Here is an 18,466-nt window from a genome sequence, read left to right on the forward strand (position 1 = left end):
TCCAATTAAGTCATAAGCATCAGCTAATATTATATCAAAATTTACAATTAAAAGCTACATTTATATTATTTGTTAACACAGGAGTAAGATATTATTCATATTTTACAATTATAGAATTGTAAAATTGAATATAAACGCAAATCAATATATTTTTATTGAAAAACAATAAAAATATATTGATAAATAACTCGTATAGTAGTAATATAGAATTTGTAGAGAGTTGAAATGCATATCAGGGAATATGTTTGAATGCAGGATAGAACATTAAAATTGCGGGGGGTACTTATAATGGAGAAGAGGTTTGTGCAAGCTATTATTATAAAAGATAATAGGGTTCTTATGGCATATGGTCATAAAGAAAATAAAGAAGATATTAATTTTTTTGTAAAAGGAGAAATTAATGGATGGGAAAGTGCTGATAATGCAATTGGACGCGTGATTACAGAGGAAATAAATATGCCTTATAAAGTTGTTTTTAAACTTAATACACAGTCTTGTTTATATACAGAAACTTATTTAGTTAATATAGAAAGTGTAAGTGATAATTTTGATTTTTCAACAAAAAAAATTGAAAAATCTGTAGGTAATTTAGATATGGATGGTCTAAAATGGATTTCTTTATCTGAAAAAGAAGAATTTCGTAGAAGTGATATAAATTATTTGAGAATTTTATTGGAAGAATGTATAGAGCAAGATTATAGTGAAAGTTGGTTAAAATCAGTGGAAGACTTGTTGTTTTCTTATCCAGATTATAAGTATAATAATATGCAACTATTAAAGAAAAAACGTATGAAGGAAATAAAAAACATAGATTCCCAAATTGGTATACATGAAAAAATATATACTATGGGCATTGCACTTATTTTATCAATAATTTGTGAAAGATTTTTTAATGGTAAACAAATTGGTGTTTCTATTCCTATTTTTTATATTATGTTCATGGGATTTTTTTTATGGAGTGTAAGAGAAAAGATTAGGATTAAAAATAGTATTGGATATATTACCATTATTCCTACATTGCTAATAGCATTAAATTATTCTATTCACTCTAATAATGTTTTGAACTTGTTTAACGGGATTATGATATTGGTACTTGCTGGAGTAAGTACAGTATTAATTAGGTATGAGAATATAAAATGGGATAGTGCAGATGTAATAAAGAAAGTGATTAGCATAGGCATTAAAGCTATTGTAGAGAATGCTTGTAAGCCTTTTACATTTAGTAAATGTAGTATAACTACGAGAAATAAAAAAGAAATAAGTTCTACGAAGAAAAATATATTAAGAGGAGTAATTATTTCTATCCCATTATTAATTGTTATTTTAGTTTTATTAACATCAGCAGATATGGTATTCAAGGACTATGTAACCAATTTTTCAATTGGAATTAAGGATATAGACGTAGGTAAAATCATAGGCAGTTTATTAGTTATTATCATAACTTTCATAATTATATTTTCATATATATGGAGCTTTAAATATAGCTGTGATGGGGGCAGAACTAAAAATAAGGATATACAATGGGAGCCAGTTACTGTTTTAACAATCATTTTTATGATAAATATAGTATATCTTTTATTTTCAATAGTACAGTTTTCTTATCTTTATGGTGGAGGGGATAATTTTCTTCCTCACGAATTTACTTATTCAGAATATGCAAGAAAAGGGTTCTTTGAGCTTGTGGCTGTTACAATAATTAATTTTACAATATTACTAAGCAGTATGAAATTTATTAAAAAGGACAATAAGACAATAAATATAATATCCAATGTATTTTTAACCGTGCTTGTAGCATTTACATTAAACATGCTATTTTCAGCTCATTATAAGATGTCTTTATATGAGCAAACTTATGGATTTACCTATTTAAGGATTTTCGTTCATATATTTATGCTGATGTTATTTATGTTATTTATAGTAGCGGTAATTGGCATTTGGAATAGAAGAATACCACTTAATAAGATTTTAATAGTAATTGTTTTGAGTATGTTTATATTAGTGAACTATATTAATGTAGATAGAATAATTGCTGAAAAAAATATAGACATATATTATAAAACTCAGAAAATTGATGTACAATATCTAAAAACTTTATCATATGATGCTATTCCAGAGATATTAAGACTAAAAGATGATTCTAACGCTTTCATTTCTAGTGAGATAAATACTTATATAAACAATATGAAGAAAGAGTTATTAGAAGGCGATTCCTGGTATGAATTTAATTATTCTAAATATAGAGCTAGAAAGGTTATAGAGTAAAAGGTGGTAATGTAAATTGAAAAAAATAAGAGAAAATTTATTAGGGGTTTACGACTTGATGTTAGCAGTGGGCGCTATTTGCATTGGAGTAATGATGGTAAGTTCAAGTGATGGAATATTTATTGAGTATCCAAAAGAATGGCTATCAAAAGTTCCATTTGATAGCTGGGTTACTCCTGGTATTATTGCAATCCTAGTATTTGGACTCGGAAATATTATAGCAGCAATCTTTAGTTTTAGAAAAGGAAATAGTAGGTCATGGGTTGTGTCTGCTGTAATGGGTGGGATATTAATTATGAGCCTTATTGCTCAAGTATTAATTTTAGGAGAGACGTACCTGGCAACTGTTGGATTTATGCTTTTTAGTATAATTCAGTTATGTTTATGTTGGTATGTTTTTGATAGCTATAGTAAAAATTTAATATAATAATTAAAAGAATATTTTAGTAATAAATAGCAGGATAGTTGCTTATATATTTATAAACCAAGAAAAAATTACTTTGGGGGGAATTGTAATGGATAGAGAACATTTACGTAATAGTGGATTTGCAACTAAAGCTATACATGGAGGAAATAAGAAGGATCAATATGGTGCATTGGCTACTCCAATACATCAAACAGCTACTTTTGTTTTTGATTCAGCACAGCAAGGTGGAAATAGATTTGCAGGAACGGAAGATGGCTATATTTATACAAGACTTGGGAACCCTACTAATACAGTTTTAGAAGAAAAATTGGCCATGCTTGAAGGTGGAGAAGCTTGTATGTCTATGGCATCAGGCATAGGAGCTATATCTTCAACTATGTGGACAGCGTTAAAGGCTGGAGATCATATAGTTGCAGCACAAACGCTTTATGGCTGTACTCATGCATTTTTGGCTCATGGTATTTCTAGATATGGTGTTGAAGTTACTTTTGTTGATGTTTCAAATCCAGAAAATGTTAGAAATGCTATGAAAGAAAATACAAAAGTTATTTTCTTAGAAACACCTGCAAATCCAACATTGCTTATAACAGATATTGAGGAAATATCAAAGATTGCCCACGCACAAGAAAATTGTATGGTTATAGTGGATAATACATTTAGCACTCCATACATACAAAGACCATTAGAACTAGGTGCAGACGTTGTAGTACACTCTGGAACTAAATTTATAAATGGGCATGGAGACGTAATTTCTGGTTTTGCTGTTGGATCTAAAGAATTTATTGACGGAGTTAGATTATTTGGTGTTAAGGATATGACTGGAGCTAGTTTAAGTCCTTTTGATGCATTTTTGATTATAAGAGGAATGAAAACACTAGAAATAAGAATGGAAAGACATTGCAAAAATGCAATGGCTGTAGCTGAATTTTTAGAAGCCCATCCAGCAGTAGAAAACGTATATTACCCAGGACTTAAAAGTTTTCCTCAATATGAATTAGCAAAAAAACAAATGGATCTTCCAGGCGGGATTATTGCTTTTGTAATAAAGGGTGGAATTGAAGAAGGTAAAAAGGTTATAAATTCCACTAAGCTTTGTAGTATAGCTGTTAGTTTAGGAGATGCTGAAACTTTAATTGAACATCCTGCTTCAATGACTCATTCGCCATATTCACCAGAGGAAAGATTAGAAGCTGGTATAAGTGATGGTTTAATAAGATTGGCAGTAGGCCTTGAAAATGTTGAGGATATTATTGCCGATCTAGACCAAGCTCTTAATTTAATTATTAAATAGTAATTAGTATAGTAAATAAGTGAAAATAGGAATTATTATCTCACATGTTACCACGTAGATAATAATTCCTGTTTTTTTATTTTCTATTATCTGTTATTGTTAATCCATTCCATATAACATCAGTATCTTCATTTCTATCTTATATTAATTAAACCCTCTAATCATGCTTATATCGGATATTTTGATTGGGTGTTTTTGTTTGTTATTGTGGTTATTAATTTCCTTAAATGTTGATTTTCTTGAAGTTAGGGGGCCATAAAAATTTATTATTCCCCAAGATGCCAAAAATTTATTGTATTTAGATTTAATTGAAATTGTGATCAGTAATGCTCCTTTTTATATATTAATTCTAAATATTATATAATACATGTTAGAAAAATGTGATTTAATAATTAATTGATTTGTGAATTAAGACATAGAAGCCATGGAAAAAGTGTCATTCCTATAGTTGAATTTTTTATAATTTTTATAAAGGTTTGATTTCATAGCTATGCAAGGTTTAAAAATTGTTTTACCCTGGCATGGTTAGAATTAGAAAATAGTAATTCAGGAGTGGAGTTCGCTAGTATTTCTCCATTTTCCATGAAAATAATTCTATCTGATATTTCTCTTGCAAATTGCATTTCATGGGTAACTACTATGAGTGATATTTTATCAATGGCAAGAGATTTAATGACCTTCAACACTTCGCTGACTAGTTCAGGGTCTAATGCAGAAGTTGGTTCATCAAAAAGAATTAATTCTGGATTCATTGCAAGACATCTAGCAATTGCAATTCTTTGCTTTTGTCCACCAGAGAGAGTACAAGGATAAGAATTTATTTTATCTAATAAATCCACTTTTAAAAGTAATTTTTCTGCAATGTCTATAGCATCTTTCTTATCTATATTATTTACTATAATAGGAGCTTCAATTATATTCTCAAGAACGGTTTTATGAGGGAATAGATTGAAGTTTTGAAAAACCATACCTATTTTTTTAGCAGCATTAATTGATTCAATATTATTAATTTTCTTTTTAGATTCTGCAATAGTTACGCCATTAAATTCAATGAGTCCATTATCCATATGCTCAAGACCACTTATGCACCTAAGCAGAGTGCTTTTCCCAGAGCCAGAAGGACCGATAATTGATATTACCTCGCCTTTTTTCAAACTTAAAGATACATTCTTTAAAACCTGGGTTTTATCATAACTTTTATTTATTTTACATATCTTGAGTAAATCCATAGTAGCACCATCCTTTATTTATCACATTGTTCTTTATTCGTATATTGAATATTTTTTTTCAAGCTTTTTAAAAGCCAACACAATAAGAGAAGTAAAGATTAAATATATTATTGCGGCAATAAAAAAAGGAGCGATTGTAAAATCTCTAGTTACAATTTCCCTAGCAGCTCTTAGTAAATCTTGTAATCCAATTGCAGCTACTAAAGCGGTATCTTTTATTAGAGTAATCGCCTCATTACAAGTTGGTGGAATTATCCGTTTTAAGGCTTGGGGTAGTATTATTTTTGACATAGTTTGTCTATAATTCATGCCTAAGACTTTAGCGGCCTCGTATTGGCCTTTATCTATAGATTGAATACCGGATCTGAATATTTCTGTAAAATAAGCTCCGTAATTCAAAGAAAAGGTAAGAGCGGCTGCAGTAAAAGGAGAAAATTTAATGCCTATAATAGGTAACCCGAAATATGTAAAAAACAGTTGGAGAAGTAAGGGTGTTCCGCGAAATAACCAAGTATAGAGGTCCACAATCTTACTAAGTATTTTTAAATTTGAAACTTTGATTAGTGCGCCTATTATTCCAAGAGGCAAACAAAAGATTATTGTTGCAAAATACAATTCAATTGTAAAGAGGCTCCCTTTTAAAATATAAGTTGTAATGTCTATAAAATTAGCCAAATCTAACACTCCTTCAGAAAAAATTCATAATTATTATTTGATTATATCTTTGCCGAACCATTTCTTTGATATAGTATTGGCAGTTCCATCATTTTGTATTTCATCTAGTTGTTTATTTATTTCTGCAGTAAGGCTTGTATCAGTTTTTCTTATACCTACGCCATAATCTTCTACTCCTAGATTTTCATTAATAACTTTATAATCACCAGGTTTTTTACTAGCATAGTATCTTCCAACTACCTCATCCACTATAACAGCATCAATACGACCAGCGTTTAAATCGAGTAGCGCTTCTGTATTGTTTGAATATTTCTTGGCCTCCTTTAGTGAGTTAGTAAGTAGTGAATCTTTAGCAAGTGCAGCTTCACTGCTGCTACCCATTTGCAAACCTACAATTTTATCAGTTAAATCACTTTTTTTAGAAATAGTTGACTTGTTTTTTACAATAATTGTTTGCTTATTTTGAAGGTATACTTTAGAAAAAGCAATTTGTTCTTTTCTCTTATCTGTTATTGTTAATCCATTCCATATGGCATCAATATCTTTATTGTTTAGACTTAATATAATTCCGTCCCATTCTACTGGTTTAAAGGTTACTTTTACGCCCATTCGCTTGCCTACTTCTTTTGCCATATCAATGTCAAAGCCTACAATTTCACCACTTTTATCTCTAAATCCCATTGGTGGAAAGTTATCATCAAGACCAATTATTAGTTCTTTTTTGTCTTGTATATCTTTTAAAGAATTATCAGCTGTGGGGGTGTTTCCGCAGCCAGATAAAATAGCGGTTGAAAGTATTGCCACAATTAGTAAGTTAAATTTAATTTTCATTATTAACACTCCTTTATGAATTCTATAAATACAATATTACTTTATTACGTTAGTTATGTAAAGCGGTAAATTAAAGATTAATTAACTTATATATAAATATAAAATTATTACAAGATAAAAATTTATAAATTTTTTAGAATAGATGGGAAAATCATAGTAGTATAAATCTCTCTTCCAGTGGAAAATATAAATGAAGAAAGGGGAGTGTTTTAAATGAGTATAAAGCAGAAACTTACTAATGAGCAATTATCTTCAGTAGGAATTAAGAGAACTGATAATGACAAAGATATGCATACGAATGATGTAAATATTAAAAATAATGAAACAAGAAATAAAAAAAACAAATAAATCATTTAAAAGTGTTTATAGCTAATATTTTGATTAATTGTTTATATTTATAAGATTCGCTTGACATTAAAATAACAAAGTGGTATTCTTAAGTTGAAAATTTAATAGATCCTTCAGGGTAGGGTTAAATTCCCAACCGGCGGTATAGCCCGCGAGCCGAAAGGTAGATCTGGTTTAATTCCAGAGCCGACAGTAAAGTCTGGATGAGAGAAGGAGAATAATGATAAATATAGGAGATTTTCATTTATTAACTATGAAAAATAGTTAATACTGCTTTTATATTTTATTGTGAATATATTTAGTGAACAGCACCGGTAGGTGATGATTTAACTAGATATATAATTAGCTTATTGAGCCCTGAAAACTTTGTTTTCAGGGCTTTTATTATTTTAGCCACATATATGATTTTATTTGATCAAAGTTATGCATACTAAGAGAGAAATATTTATGAAGATTGGCACCAGAATTATAGAATTAGGGGTGATAAATTGGATAATTATTATATGAGAAGAGCACTTGAATTATCTAAAAAAGCGGTGGGGTTTGTAAATCCTAATCCATTGGTTGGCGCTGTTATTGTAAAAGATAATAGGATAATCGGTGAGGGGTATCATGAATATTTTGGTGGACCACATGCAGAAGTAAATGCTTTTAAAAATGCCAAAGAAAATGTAGAAGGTGCAACAATGTATGTAACTTTAGAGCCTTGCGCACACTATGGTAAAACGCCACCTTGCGCTGATGCTATAGTGCAAAATAAAATATCTAAAGTGGTAATTGGAATGATAGACCCTAACCCATTAGTTGCAGGGAAGGGAATAGAAATTCTAAGAAGTAGTGGCATAGAAGTAACTACGGGCATAATGGAAACTGAAATAAAGAAAACAAATGAAATATTTGTAAAATACATAACTCATAAAAAGCCATTTTGCATCATGAAAACTGCTATGACAATAGACGGAAAAATAGCAACTTCTATTGGTGAGTCAAAGTGGATAAGTAATGAAAAATCTAGAGCGTATGTGCATGAATTAAGGCATATGGTAACTGGAATTATGGTGGGAATTGGAACTGTCCTAAGTGATGATCCAGAACTTACTACAAGAAGAGAATGCATAATTAGCAAAAACCCAATAAGGATAATTATAGATAGCACAGCAAAAATACCAATAGATGCAAAGGTGTTAAAATGTGATGAAAAAACAAAAACTATTGTCGTTACAACAAAATTTGCGAAAGAGACAAAAATTGAAGCTATTAAACAAAAAGGCGCACAAGTTATTATAACGCCAAGTAAAAATAACCGAGTGAATTTAAACTATTTAATGAGAGTACTAGGTGATATGGGGATAGATAGTATTTTGATTGAGGGTGGCAGTACTCTAAATTATGCTGCATTAGAAGAAGGCATCGTTGATAAGGTTATTACTTTTATTTCCCCGAAAATATTCGGCGGAACAACAGGTAAGACTCCAGTAGGAGGACAGGGAATAGAACATGTAAGTGATGCTATATTGCTTACGGATACTGAAGTAACTAGATTTAACGAGGACATTATGATAGAAGGGTACGTGAATAGATGTTTACAGGGTTAATTGAGGAAATTGGAGAAATAAAGTCTATAGAAAAAGGTGCGAGGTCTGCGAGAATTACCATAAAAGCTACAAAGGTTATATGTGGAATAAAGATTGGTGACAGTATTAGCACAAATGGAGTGTGCCTTACCGTAACAGAATTTAATAAAAATAGCTTCAGTGTAGATGTAATGGCGGAGACTATAAGAAGTAGTAATTTAGGGAAATTGAAATCTGGTTCTCATGTCAATTTGGAAAGGGCATTAATGGCTAGTGATAGGTTAGGAGGCCATATAGTAAGTGGACATATTGACGGAATAGGAACTATTGTAGATTTTTGCATCGAAGAAAATGCCACTTGGGTGTCTGTAGAAACTACAGTGGATATATTAAAGTATATTGTACATAAAGGATCGATTGCAATTGACGGTATTAGTTTAACTGTAGCATATGTTGATGAAAACATTTTCAAAGTATCAATTATACCTCATACAAGAGGTGAAACTACTTTAATTAGTAAAAAAGTAGGTGACGAGGTTAACCTTGAAAGTGATATGATGGCGAAGTATATTGAAAAACTGCTTAAATATGGTGAAGCTCCAGAAAAAAAGAAATCTATTGGTATGGATTTTCTCGAAAAAAATGGATTTGTATAAGCAATCAGTTGTAGACACAGCAAATAACATTACATCGCCAAAAGTGATGATTACAGCACAAAGTGATAATTAAGGGGTGGAAAAATGTATAAATTTAATACTATTGAAGAAGCTTTAGAAGATATTAAAAATGGAAAAATGGTTGTTGTGGTAGATGATGAAGATAGGGAAAATGAAGGAGATTTAATTATAGCAGCCGAGAAAGCTACTCAGGAAAACATAAATTTTATGGCTAGGTATGCACGTGGACTTATATGCATGCCTATAGTTAAAGATAGATTAGATAAGTTAAATATAAATCAGATGGTGGTAAATAATACTGATGTGCATGGAACAGCATTTTCTGTTTCTATTGATGCTGTAACTACCACTACAGGAATATCAGCTGCAGAGAGGGCAACTACTATATTAAAGGTGATAGATTCGGAGGCTTCATCAAAAGATTTCAATAGACCAGGCCATGTATTTCCTCTAGCAGCAAGAGAGGGTGGCGTATTAAATAGGGGCGGTCATACAGAGGCTGCTGTTGATTTAGCAAGACTTGCAGGGTTATATCCTGCAGGTGTGATTTGTGAAATTATGAATGAAGATGGATCAATGGCTAGGGTACCAGAGCTTATGGATTATGTGAAAAAACATGATTTAAAAATGATTACCATAGTAGATTTAATTGCTTACAGGAGAAAAACTGAATGCCTTGTAGAAATGGTTACGGAGGCACAAATGCCAACTAGATATGGTGAATTTACTATCTATGGATTTGTTAATAAGATAAATGGAGAGCATCATGTAGCATTAGTCAAAGGTGATGTAAGAAGTAGTGAATCTGTACTTGTTAGGGTGCACTCTGAGTGTCTTACTGGAGATGCACTAGGCTCTATGAGATGTGATTGTGGAGAACAATATGATGCGGCCATGAAAGCAATAGCAAAAGAGAAAAATGGAATATTGCTTTATATGAGGCAGGAAGGACGTGGAATAGGGTTAATTAATAAGCTAAAGGCATACAATCTTCAAGATAAAGGAATGGATACCGCAGAAGCAAATGTAGCTTTAGGTTTCCCTGTAGACATGAGAGATTATGGCATTGGAGCTCAGATATTGGAACTATTAGGTGCTACAAAAATAAGACTCATGACTAACAATCCTAAAAAAATAACAGGAATTTCAGGCTATGGTATTGACATAGTTGATAGAGTGCCAATAGTTATGAATCACAATGAAAAAGATAAGTTTTATTTGCAAACTAAAAGAGAAAAAATGGGACATTTACTTGACCCTGAACGAGTATAAGTGTTAAGCACATTCAAGTAAACAATATGATATTAAATTAATAGGAGGAATAGAAATGATAACGTATGAAGGTAAATTAATAGCAGAAGGTTTAAAATTTGGGATTATAGTAGCAAGATTTAATGAATTTATAGGTGGAAAATTATTAACGGGAGCACTAGATGGTTTAAAACGTCACGGAGTTACAGAAGAAAATGTTGAAATTGCATGGGTGCCTGGTGCATTTGAAATACCTCTAGTTGCAAAAAAAATGGCTAAGTCTGGTAAGTATGATGGTGTGATATGTTTAGGAGCAGTAATAAGAGGCGCTACATCTCATTATGAATATGTATCTGGTGAGGTAACTAAGGGAATTGCATCTGTATCACTCGAAACAGGAGTTCCAATTATTTTTGGAATTCTTACTACTGAGAATATCGAGCAAGCTATTGAAAGAGCGGGTACAAAAGCAGGTAATAAAGGGTATGATGCTGCAGTAACTGCAATAGAAATGGCAAATTTATTAAAAGAAATTTAAAATAATAGAACAAAAAAATTCTCCTGCGTGCATTGCAAACGAACTTAAAACTGGAAATTCGATTAAGAAATTCTAAATCAAATTTAATAGTTTATACGTTTCTTATTGCAAGTCACTTCGGAGAAATTCCAAAGTTGCTATTCAGCTGATTTTTAGGTACTACTTTGGGTATTCATTAGGGGTTCATAACAATTATTAACTGTTATGCACCCCTAGACTTTTTTCGCTTTCATCTATACTTATGATATACTATTCTTAAAGATAAGTAGAATGGGGGTAGTCCAAATGGGTATAGGCGATAGTGTATTTACTATTATATTTATTATGATGGGTGCATCGGCTGTTGTTTCTGGTTTGAATTTTGAGAAGAAGCAGGGGAAAAAATATAAGGGCGAAAATTTAGATGAATATATAAAACTAAATAAGCTTGTTTTAATTTCAATGGGAGGAATGATTCTAATTGGTACTTTCCTCGGACAAGGGTTACCTTTATTAAAAAATGTAATAACAAATATAACAATTGGAAGTTTATTTCTCATATGGATTGTTTATTCGGTAGTATCCAAAAAGAAATTTTCAACCAAAAAATAATAAACAGAATGGAAGGTTGCGGACTTCCATTCTGTTTTTAATTTTTTAGATTAAAATATTATATTTCAATGTGCTCTGGTTTTAGCTTGTAAACCACATCTTTTCTTTCTAGCATTATATTAATTTTTTCTTTTAATGCATCATCGTCTAGAATTTTTAGGAGTAGTTCTTTAGTAGGGTTTATTACTGTAGGGTTACTAATTAACTTTAACATAGAGTAATCTCCGGAAGTATCTCCATAAGCATAACTTTGATCCAAATCAATATTATATTTACAAACAAAATGTTCTATGGCGGCATGCTTACTAACACTATCCCACATAGGAATAATAGCACCAGTGTAAATATTATCTTTATTCAATTGATACTTTGTTCCTATATAATCATCAAACCCGTATTTTATAGACATTTCGCGTACAAGTTCTATTGGACTGCCTGATACAGTGATAATGATATGACCCTGGCTCTTATGCCATTTAATTCTATCACGGGTGTAGGTATAAACCCTATCCCCTTTTTGCTTTACAATTTGCTTAGCAATAAACTCAATTTGACACTTATGAAGTCCAATTATGGCCTCGGTATAAATATCAGCCATTTTAAGCAGGTAATTATCATAATTTCCTATTCGCTTATCCCATTTAACATAATAGGGTTTTACTTCTTTGTACCATTTATCATTTTCTATTATTTCGCTTTTAATCAATTTTTTGAATACCTCACTAATTAAACTATCTCTATAGAGAGTACCATCAATATCAAAGAAAGCAGCTATTCTTTTTTTCAAAGTGATCACCTCCAACATCGGTATAATATAATTATTTTAAGAAATTTAAGAAATTTAAGAAATTTATAATTAGCTATTCGGGAAATATTATTCTTTTTTCAGTGATTATGAAATCCAATGGCACATCATATTCACCAGTGGGCACTTTATCAACTATTTGATAGTCATAGGCTATGCCTATAGTAGGAGTAAGTTTCGTCTTTTTAGGTAAAAATCTATCATAATAACCAGCACCAAAACCTATCCTATTGCAATGTTTATCAAATACTACGCCGGGAACTATTATTAAATCTATATCCTCAATATTAACTTTATCTAATGAGTCATGTTTTGGCTCCATAACACCAATACTAGATTTAGAAAGATCAGTAGTAAGATTATTTATTTTAAAAGGTATTATTTCTCGCTTAGATTGTATGCAATAGGGTGCAATTACTGTTTTACCGTTATCCAAACACCACTTAGCAAGAGGATAGGTATCAACTTCTTTATTGAAACTTAGGTATAACATGATATTTTTGCAATTTATAAATTCAGGTAACTCCATAATTGTGCCTATAATTTTATTGCTAAAATTACTTACATCTTGAATCTTCATACTTTTTCTTTGATGTAGCATATTTTTTCTTAAAGTATCTTTAAGATTATCTTCCATAAGTACCCTCCCCTAGAAATTATTTAAATATTATACTATAAAATTTAAATTAGTATAACATATGTTTATCATATATGCAATTTATAGAATTATATAAGTTTATATTATTTTAGATAACCAATCTTAAGCAAAATAACACTTCCATAAGTCTCAAGTAATGCATTAATACATTAAAAATTATAAATTGGGAAGTCTATAATTATAATATTAAAGATGCAGGAGTATTAAAAAATACTAGGTATCTTTAAGAAATATAAGGAGGAATATTCATGGACAATTCAAAAATAAGAGAAGTTAATGGAATAGACCACGTTGGAGATGTGCCAAGTGCAAAGAAAGGAATCGTAGATTTTCTTTCAGGTGAGGACAGATATAAAGACTCTATCCCACAGGATAGGCTTAATTCTTACAAAAAAGGTCGTGAAATAGCAGTAGAAATAGAGAATATTTTAAATGGGGATCAAAGGGATCAAAGGGATTATTAGAATTAAATAAATTTAATATTATTCAAAAATGGGTATAGAGTTTTAATTCTATACCTTTATTCTTTATAATGCAGTTTAAATTGATAAAGTTGAAAAATGATTGTAGCTTTCTGAAAAGTCTGATATTATTATATCTGTAATAGTGTTTGTAAAATTACAAAGACATAAAGAACTTTTTACGTGTTTTTATGGATATTTCAAGTAATATAGGGAGGTTATTTTAAATACATATATGCTATAATATATATTGTATTTAAAAACAATCTAGGGGTGGTGATGTACCATAAAAGGTTCACGTAAAACATGTCGTATACTGTTATTATTGTCTATTTCAATACTTTTAACATCTTGCAAAGGTAATACAAAACCTGTTGAAAAAGAGACCTACCTAATGGGCACAATTGTTCAATTAAAGGTATATGGTGGAAACGCAGAAAAAGCAACCGAGAAAGCATTAAAGAGGGTAAATGATATAGAAGATAAAATGTCTGTTAATATTGAAACTTCTGAAATTACAAAATTAAATGCTAAATCTGGAATTTCAGGTGAGAAACTTAGCGCCGATACATATTACGTAATAAAAGAAGCTGTTAAATATGGTAGATTAACTGGAGGTGCTCTTGATGTAACTATAGAACCAATTGTAAAGCTATGGGGTATAGGTACTGACAAGGAGAGAGTTCCAACAAAAAATGAAATTGATGAAAAATTAAAGCTAGTTGATTATAATGATATTATTCTGGATGAAAAAAATTCAACTATCAAGTTAAGGCGAGCGAGCCAAGCTATAGATTTGGGCGCTATAGCAAAGGGATATACGGCTGATGAAATAAAGAAGGTTTTAATAGATAATAAGATTAGCAGTGCGCTTATAAATTTAGGTGGTAATGTTTATGCTGTAGGAAGCAAACCAGACGGAACTAGCTGGAATATAGGAATACAAAATCCATTAGATACGCGTGGAGAATACTTAGGAACTGTTAGTTTTACTGATAAATCCGTGGTTACATCAGGCAATTATGAGAGATATTTTATAAAGGATGGTGTGCGGTATCATCATATATTTGATCCTAAAACTGGGTATCCAGCAGATAAAGGTATCATAAGTACAACTATAGTATCGGATAAATCAATTGATGGAGATGCACTATCTACAAGTACTTATATCATGGGACTTGAAAAAGGGATTAAATTGATAGAGTCTATTAAAGGTGTAGATGCTATTTTTGTTACCTCGGATAAAAAAATATATGTTACATCAGGCCTTAAAGATAGTTTTAACCTAACGAACAAGGAGTTTATTTATGAAAAAGGGCGATAAAATAGTTTTCATAATACTTTTAATTATTGTAGTAATATCTTTTAGTGTAGCTTTAATATACAAAATCGCAATCAAGGGGTCAGAAAATATTGCAGTTATTAAAAGCGCCGGTACAGTGATTAGAACTATTGATTTAAATAAGGTAAAAGAGCCACAAGAGTTTACTATAAAAACAAAAGATGGCCATTATAATACCATACTAGTTACTCATGATGGTGTTAAGGTAAAAGATTCTGATTGTGCACATAAAGAGTGTGTTAAAAGTGGAAGTATATCAGAGCCAGGTGGGATGATTGTATGTTTACCTAATAAACTTATGATTAGTATTGAAGGCGAAGCAAATAAAGGTATTGATGGTGGGACTTTTTAAATTAAAAAATGTAGGTGAAAATATGGGAAAGACTAAAAGAATGGTTTTACTCAGTATGTTAGTTGCAATAGCATTAGTTATTTATTTAATTGAGGCCCAGATTCCAGTGCTATTTCCAGGAATAAAATTAGGGCTTGCTAATTCTATATCGTTAGTTGCATTAATATTACTAGGGTGGAAAGAAGCATTTTTAATAATGATTTTAAGAACCTTATTAGGTTCTATTTTTGGTGGAAGCATGTCAGCCTTTATGTTTAGCATTGCAGGCGGAGTGCTAAGTAATATAGTAATGGTATTGCTTTACAAGTATCTTAAGAATCACTTAAGTATACCTTCAATAAGTGTTTGTGGATCTGTTTTTCACAATGTAGGTCAGCTACTTGTGGCCGCTTTTATAATTAATGATTTAAGAATATATGTGTATTTACCGGTATTATTAATTTCAGCGATTGTTACAGGGTATTTTATTGGAATTCTATCTAGTATTTTAAAAAGTAGATTAGAAGAAATATTACCACTAAAATAAAAGTATGAAATTTCTCTTGTGAGCATTGCAATACGAACTCGAAACTTGAAATTTGATTAAGGAATTCTAGTCTTTTGCTCATGTGAAATTCTCTAGCACTCACATTCGCCGTCCTGGCAGTCTTACGAGGATTTTACATTCGCAACAGAAGAATTTCTAAATCAAATTTCAATAGTTTTTACGTTTCGTATTGCAAGTCACTCCTGAGAAATTTCATCTTTTGGGCATAATAAGACGTCGCAGTTAAAGGCTGGTCCACATCAGATTTTCTCCTTCATTATTCATACGAAAATTTGATGTGGCACAAGCTCTTTCACTGCTTATACTAAAAGGAAGATTTGGACAATCTTACTCACTGCCTATAGGGAAAACAATCTATTATAGAATCTAAACTTTTATGTTGACAAAATCTCCCTAAAGTTATATATTTATAACATACATGTTATAAATATATAACTTTAGGGAGGTTTCTTTTATGGATCCAAAAATGAGTATTAAATCAAAGCTTGTTCTGCAATTAGGAGTAGCATTATATCAATTAATTGTTTTCTTACTGTATAAACTAAATGTAATCAATCCTGACAAGGGTGCTTCCATGTTTATTCAAGGTCTTTTTGAAATTATGATGGTGGCCATATTTTTCTATAATGAAAAAAGATTAAGTGGTATAACTGATGAATTAGGAATCAGTATATTATCTAAAGTAAATAAGATTGGTATGAATTTTTTAGTAATTTCAATTGTTATATTCAGCTACCGACTTACATCTCCAGCTTTTACAATTTATAAGGAGCTTGTTATTTCAAAGTTTGCAATAGGAGTCTGGTTAATGATAATCATATTTATATTCACTATAATAAGATTATTATCCTTTATGTATTATGATAGAAAGGGGATTTGCAAATAAGTGTCAATTCTAAATACAAACATTAAAGAGTATAGAGAGAAAGCATTAATGAAGCAAGCTGAACTTGCAAAATTAGTGGAGGTTAGACGAGAAACTATAGTGCATTTAGAAAATGGGAGATATAACCCATCCTTAAAATTAGCTATGGATATAGCCAAGGTATTCAATACGACAGTTGAAGAATTATTTAAATTTGTTGATTAATAAATATAACTTTAGATAAATAAAATGAAAAAGATAAGCAGAAGGTTTAAAACCTTCTGCTTATCTTTTTTATTTACTTACTACACTCTCGTCTTTAATAGTGACTTTACTTAAGTTTTCACGAGCTTTTAATGGTTTTGAAATAACCTTTGTAGGACACTTAGTAGAACATAGTCCACACTGTGTACATTTTTCAAAGTCTATTACAGGTAAGTTATTAACCATAACAATCGCCTTAGATGGGCAAACTCTCGCACACATTCCGCAAGCAATGCATCCAACACCGCAATTATCTTTTACTGTTTTACCCTTTGATTTTGAGTTACATTCAATAAGTACTTCTTGAGTAGCTGGAACTAATTCTATTAAATTCTTAGGGCATACTGCAATGCATGCGCCACAAGCTACACAATTATCCTTATATACTACAGCTACACCATCAATGACGTGAAGGGCATTGAACTCACAAGCTCTTACACAACTTGCAAAACCCAAACAACCATCAGCGCAAGCTTTAGGACCACCACCAGGAGCAATAACTGCTTGGCGGCAATCTTTGATTCCATCATACTCATATTTTTCTTTAGCAACCGTGCAAGTTCCTTTACATTTAACAAAGGCAACTTGTGGATTAGCGGTTTCAACGGATACGCCCATTATTTCCCCGATTTTTTCAGCGACAGAAGCTCCACCTACGCTGCATGCATTTAGGAGTGCACCGCCCTCAACTACAGCTGCAGCATAAGCATCACAACCAGCGAATCCACATGCACCACAATTTGCACTAGGCAATGCTTCTCTAACTAGTGGTATTTTAGGATCAACAGCTACGTAGAATTTCTTATTAGCATAACCAAGTACTATACCAAATACAAGGCCTATACCACCAATGCTTATTACTGGGTAAATTAAATTATTTATATCCATTTAAATACCCCCCAATTTTAAACCACTAAAGCCTAAAAATGCGATGGCCATGAGTCCGGCTGTAATTAGTGAAATAGGTAGACCTCTAAAGGCTAGTGGCATATTATCATTCTCTTCCATTCTTTCTCTTAACCCTGAAAGAAGTACAATGGCAAGCATATAGCCAGCTGATGCTCCAAGGGCATTAACCATGGATTCTACTAGGTTGTATTTTTCACCTATGTTGATAACAGCCATACCAAGCACAGCACAATTAGTTGTTATTAATGGAAGAAATATTCCGAGCGCTTTATAGAGACTTGGCTGAGTTTTTTTGATAACCATCTCAACAAATTGCACGAGTGCTGCAATAACTAGCACGAATGATAGTGTTGATAAATAAGTTATGTTCAAAGGAACTAAAATCCAGTTATAGACTCCATAAGTCATGAATGAGGCTAAGAACATAACAAATACTACTGCTAGTCCCATACCTTTTGCAGTTTCGGTTTTTTTAGAAACTCCAAGAAAAGAACATACTCCAAGGAATTTAACTAATAAGAAGTTATTTACCAAAAATGCACTTATAAAAATTGAAAAAAGTCTCATTT

The 18,466-nt window shown here is 31.2% G+C and carries 22 protein-coding genes and 1 riboswitch; of the genes, 15 read left to right on the top strand and 7 right to left on the bottom strand.

Annotation, left to right across the window (positions count from 1 at the left end; genetic code table 11):
- The first annotated feature begins 288 nt into the window (after positions 1-288).
- The 3 genes from ACWJKE_RS17270 (at position 289) to megL (ending at position 3,980) form a co-directional block, all read left to right on the top strand.
- Positions 289-2,262, top strand: coding sequence for a DUF4153 domain-containing protein (locus ACWJKE_RS17270; RefSeq protein ID WP_462959047.1), 1,974 nt, complete (start codon positions 289-291; stop codon positions 2,260-2,262).
- Between the two features lie 16 nt (positions 2,263-2,278).
- Complete coding sequence (locus ACWJKE_RS17275; RefSeq protein WP_462959048.1) at positions 2,279-2,689, top strand: hypothetical protein; 411 nt, start codon at positions 2,279-2,281, stop codon at positions 2,687-2,689.
- An 88-nt stretch (positions 2,690-2,777) separates the two neighbouring features.
- The gene (megL, locus tag ACWJKE_RS17280; protein WP_216301978.1) at positions 2,778-3,980 is read left to right on the top strand and encodes a methionine gamma-lyase; all 1,203 of its coding nucleotides are present in this window, start codon (positions 2,778-2,780) and stop codon (positions 3,978-3,980) included.
- Between the two features lie 488 nt (positions 3,981-4,468).
- Here the strand turns inward: megL and ACWJKE_RS17285 are convergent, their stop codons facing one another.
- From ACWJKE_RS17285 to ACWJKE_RS17295, 3 genes are read right to left on the bottom strand one after another with little or no spacing between them, the layout of a single operon-like run.
- Entirely contained in the window at positions 4,469-5,209 is a 741-nt protein-coding gene (locus ACWJKE_RS17285) for an amino acid ABC transporter ATP-binding protein (protein WP_220286046.1), read from the bottom strand.
- A 33-nt stretch (positions 5,210-5,242) separates the two neighbouring features.
- Entirely contained in the window at positions 5,243-5,884 is a 642-nt protein-coding gene (locus ACWJKE_RS17290) for an amino acid ABC transporter permease (RefSeq protein WP_220286045.1), read from the bottom strand.
- A 33-nt stretch (positions 5,885-5,917) separates the two neighbouring features.
- Entirely contained in the window at positions 5,918-6,715 is a 798-nt protein-coding gene (locus tag ACWJKE_RS17295) for an amino acid ABC transporter substrate-binding protein (protein WP_216301981.1), read from the bottom strand.
- Between the two features lie 213 nt (positions 6,716-6,928).
- Between ACWJKE_RS17295 and ACWJKE_RS17300 the strand changes: the two genes are divergently transcribed.
- From ACWJKE_RS17300 to ACWJKE_RS17325, 6 genes are all read left to right on the top strand, one after another.
- Positions 6,929-7,063: a hypothetical protein gene (locus ACWJKE_RS17300; RefSeq protein WP_258280636.1), complete on the top strand. Its 135-nt coding sequence runs from the start codon at positions 6,929-6,931 to the stop codon at positions 7,061-7,063.
- A gap of 105 nt (positions 7,064-7,168) precedes the next feature.
- Positions 7,169-7,282, top strand: a riboswitch (FMN riboswitch).
- A gap of 269 nt (positions 7,283-7,551) precedes the next feature.
- Positions 7,552-8,658, top strand: coding sequence for a bifunctional diaminohydroxyphosphoribosylaminopyrimidine deaminase/5-amino-6-(5-phosphoribosylamino)uracil reductase RibD (ribD, locus tag ACWJKE_RS17305; RefSeq protein ID WP_216301982.1), 1,107 nt, complete (start codon positions 7,552-7,554; stop codon positions 8,656-8,658).
- Positions 8,643-9,293 (top strand): riboflavin synthase, encoded by a 651-nt coding sequence (locus ACWJKE_RS17310; protein ID WP_216301983.1) that lies wholly within the window; start codon positions 8,643-8,645, stop codon positions 9,291-9,293. Before ribD ends, ACWJKE_RS17310 begins: the two co-directional genes overlap by 16 nt.
- An 84-nt stretch (positions 9,294-9,377) precedes the next feature.
- Positions 9,378-10,586: a bifunctional 3,4-dihydroxy-2-butanone-4-phosphate synthase/GTP cyclohydrolase II gene (locus ACWJKE_RS17315; protein ID WP_216301984.1), complete on the top strand. Its 1,209-nt coding sequence runs from the start codon at positions 9,378-9,380 to the stop codon at positions 10,584-10,586.
- Between the two features lie 55 nt (positions 10,587-10,641).
- A complete protein-coding gene (gene ribH, locus ACWJKE_RS17320) occupies positions 10,642-11,103 on the top strand; it encodes a 6,7-dimethyl-8-ribityllumazine synthase (protein ID WP_216301985.1) in 462 nt (153 codons plus the stop codon).
- Positions 11,104-11,388: 285 nt separating this feature from the next.
- Positions 11,389-11,694 carry a hypothetical protein gene (locus tag ACWJKE_RS17325; RefSeq protein WP_216301986.1) on the top strand — a complete coding sequence of 102 codons (306 nt, stop codon included), beginning with the start codon at positions 11,389-11,391 and terminating at the stop codon, positions 11,692-11,694.
- 58 nt (positions 11,695-11,752) lie between these two features.
- Here ACWJKE_RS17325 and ACWJKE_RS17330 read toward each other — a convergent pair whose 3' ends face one another.
- Together ACWJKE_RS17330 and ACWJKE_RS17335 are read right to left on the bottom strand one after the other, a co-directional pair.
- Positions 11,753-12,499, bottom strand: a complete 747-nt coding sequence (locus tag ACWJKE_RS17330; RefSeq protein WP_216301987.1) for an HAD-IB family hydrolase — start codon at positions 12,497-12,499, stop codon at positions 11,753-11,755.
- 55 nt (positions 12,500-12,554) lie between these two features.
- Complete coding sequence (locus tag ACWJKE_RS17335; protein ID WP_220286042.1) at positions 12,555-13,136, bottom strand: 5-formyltetrahydrofolate cyclo-ligase; 582 nt, start codon at positions 13,134-13,136, stop codon at positions 12,555-12,557.
- A 269-nt stretch (positions 13,137-13,405) separates the two neighbouring features.
- On the opposite strand from ACWJKE_RS17335, the gene ACWJKE_RS17340 reads away from it, so the two are divergent.
- The 6 genes from ACWJKE_RS17340 (at position 13,406) to ACWJKE_RS17365 (ending at position 16,949) form a co-directional block, all read left to right on the top strand.
- Positions 13,406-13,621, top strand: coding sequence for a hypothetical protein (locus tag ACWJKE_RS17340; RefSeq protein WP_462959049.1), 216 nt, complete (start codon positions 13,406-13,408; stop codon positions 13,619-13,621).
- A 322-nt stretch (positions 13,622-13,943) separates the two neighbouring features.
- Complete coding sequence (locus tag ACWJKE_RS17345; RefSeq protein WP_309137233.1) at positions 13,944-14,942, top strand: FAD:protein FMN transferase; 999 nt, start codon at positions 13,944-13,946, stop codon at positions 14,940-14,942.
- Positions 14,926-15,312, top strand: a complete 387-nt coding sequence (locus ACWJKE_RS17350) for a NusG domain II-containing protein (RefSeq protein ID WP_165411695.1) — start codon at positions 14,926-14,928, stop codon at positions 15,310-15,312. Before ACWJKE_RS17345 ends, ACWJKE_RS17350 begins: the two co-directional genes overlap by 17 nt.
- A gap of 22 nt (positions 15,313-15,334) precedes the next feature.
- Positions 15,335-15,838 carry a Gx transporter family protein gene (locus ACWJKE_RS17355; RefSeq protein WP_216302045.1) on the top strand — a complete coding sequence of 168 codons (504 nt, stop codon included), beginning with the start codon at positions 15,335-15,337 and terminating at the stop codon, positions 15,836-15,838.
- Positions 15,839-16,313: 475 nt separating this feature from the next.
- On the top strand, positions 16,314-16,745 hold the full coding sequence (locus ACWJKE_RS17360; protein ID WP_216301990.1) for a hypothetical protein: 432 nt from the start codon (positions 16,314-16,316) through the stop codon (positions 16,743-16,745).
- Positions 16,746-16,949, top strand: coding sequence for a helix-turn-helix transcriptional regulator (locus tag ACWJKE_RS17365; protein ID WP_216277559.1), 204 nt, complete (start codon positions 16,746-16,748; stop codon positions 16,947-16,949). It abuts the gene before it with no gap.
- Between the two features lie 69 nt (positions 16,950-17,018).
- On the opposite strand, the gene ACWJKE_RS17370 is transcribed toward ACWJKE_RS17365, so the two are convergent.
- Positions 17,019-17,870 (bottom strand): RnfABCDGE type electron transport complex subunit B, encoded by an 852-nt coding sequence (locus ACWJKE_RS17370; RefSeq protein WP_216302046.1) that lies wholly within the window; start codon positions 17,868-17,870, stop codon positions 17,019-17,021.
- A 6-nt stretch (positions 17,871-17,876) separates the two neighbouring features.
- Complete coding sequence (gene rsxA, locus ACWJKE_RS17375) at positions 17,877-18,464, bottom strand: electron transport complex subunit RsxA (protein ID WP_216301991.1); 588 nt, start codon at positions 18,462-18,464, stop codon at positions 17,877-17,879.
- Positions 18,465-18,466: the final 2 nt, after the last annotated feature.

It is taken from the genome of Clostridium sp. CM036, assembly GCF_055081135.1.

Excerpts from the sequence above, each read along its gene's own strand:
- ACWJKE_RS17270 (WP_462959047.1), top strand. The coding sequence starts at position 289 with ATGGAGAAGAGGTTTGTGCAAGCTATTATTATAAAAGATAATAGGGTT.
- megL (WP_216301978.1), top strand. The coding sequence starts at position 2,778 with ATGGATAGAGAACATTTACGTAATAGTGGATTTGCAACTAAAGCTATA.
- ACWJKE_RS17285 (WP_220286046.1), bottom strand. The coding sequence starts at position 5,209 with ATGGATTTACTCAAGATATGTAAAATAAATAAAAGTTATGATAAAACC.
- ACWJKE_RS17295 (WP_216301981.1), bottom strand. The coding sequence starts at position 6,715 with ATGAAAATTAAATTTAACTTACTAATTGTGGCAATACTTTCAACCGCT.
- ACWJKE_RS17300 (WP_258280636.1), top strand. The coding sequence starts at position 6,929 with ATGAGTATAAAGCAGAAACTTACTAATGAGCAATTATCTTCAGTAGGA.
- ACWJKE_RS17310 (WP_216301983.1), top strand. The coding sequence starts at position 8,643 with ATGTTTACAGGGTTAATTGAGGAAATTGGAGAAATAAAGTCTATAGAA.
- ACWJKE_RS17315 (WP_216301984.1), top strand. The coding sequence starts at position 9,378 with ATGTATAAATTTAATACTATTGAAGAAGCTTTAGAAGATATTAAAAAT.
- ribH (WP_216301985.1), top strand. The coding sequence starts at position 10,642 with ATGATAACGTATGAAGGTAAATTAATAGCAGAAGGTTTAAAATTTGGG.
- ACWJKE_RS17325 (WP_216301986.1), top strand. The coding sequence starts at position 11,389 with ATGGGTATAGGCGATAGTGTATTTACTATTATATTTATTATGATGGGT.
- ACWJKE_RS17330 (WP_216301987.1), bottom strand. The coding sequence starts at position 12,499 with ATGTTGGAGGTGATCACTTTGAAAAAAAGAATAGCTGCTTTCTTTGAT.
- ACWJKE_RS17335 (WP_220286042.1), bottom strand. The coding sequence starts at position 13,136 with ATGGAAGATAATCTTAAAGATACTTTAAGAAAAAATATGCTACATCAA.
- ACWJKE_RS17340 (WP_462959049.1), top strand. The coding sequence starts at position 13,406 with ATGGACAATTCAAAAATAAGAGAAGTTAATGGAATAGACCACGTTGGA.
- ACWJKE_RS17350 (WP_165411695.1), top strand. The coding sequence starts at position 14,926 with ATGAAAAAGGGCGATAAAATAGTTTTCATAATACTTTTAATTATTGTA.
- ACWJKE_RS17355 (WP_216302045.1), top strand. The coding sequence starts at position 15,335 with ATGGGAAAGACTAAAAGAATGGTTTTACTCAGTATGTTAGTTGCAATA.
- ACWJKE_RS17360 (WP_216301990.1), top strand. The coding sequence starts at position 16,314 with ATGGATCCAAAAATGAGTATTAAATCAAAGCTTGTTCTGCAATTAGGA.
- rsxA (WP_216301991.1), bottom strand. The coding sequence starts at position 18,464 with ATGAGACTTTTTTCAATTTTTATAAGTGCATTTTTGGTAAATAACTTC.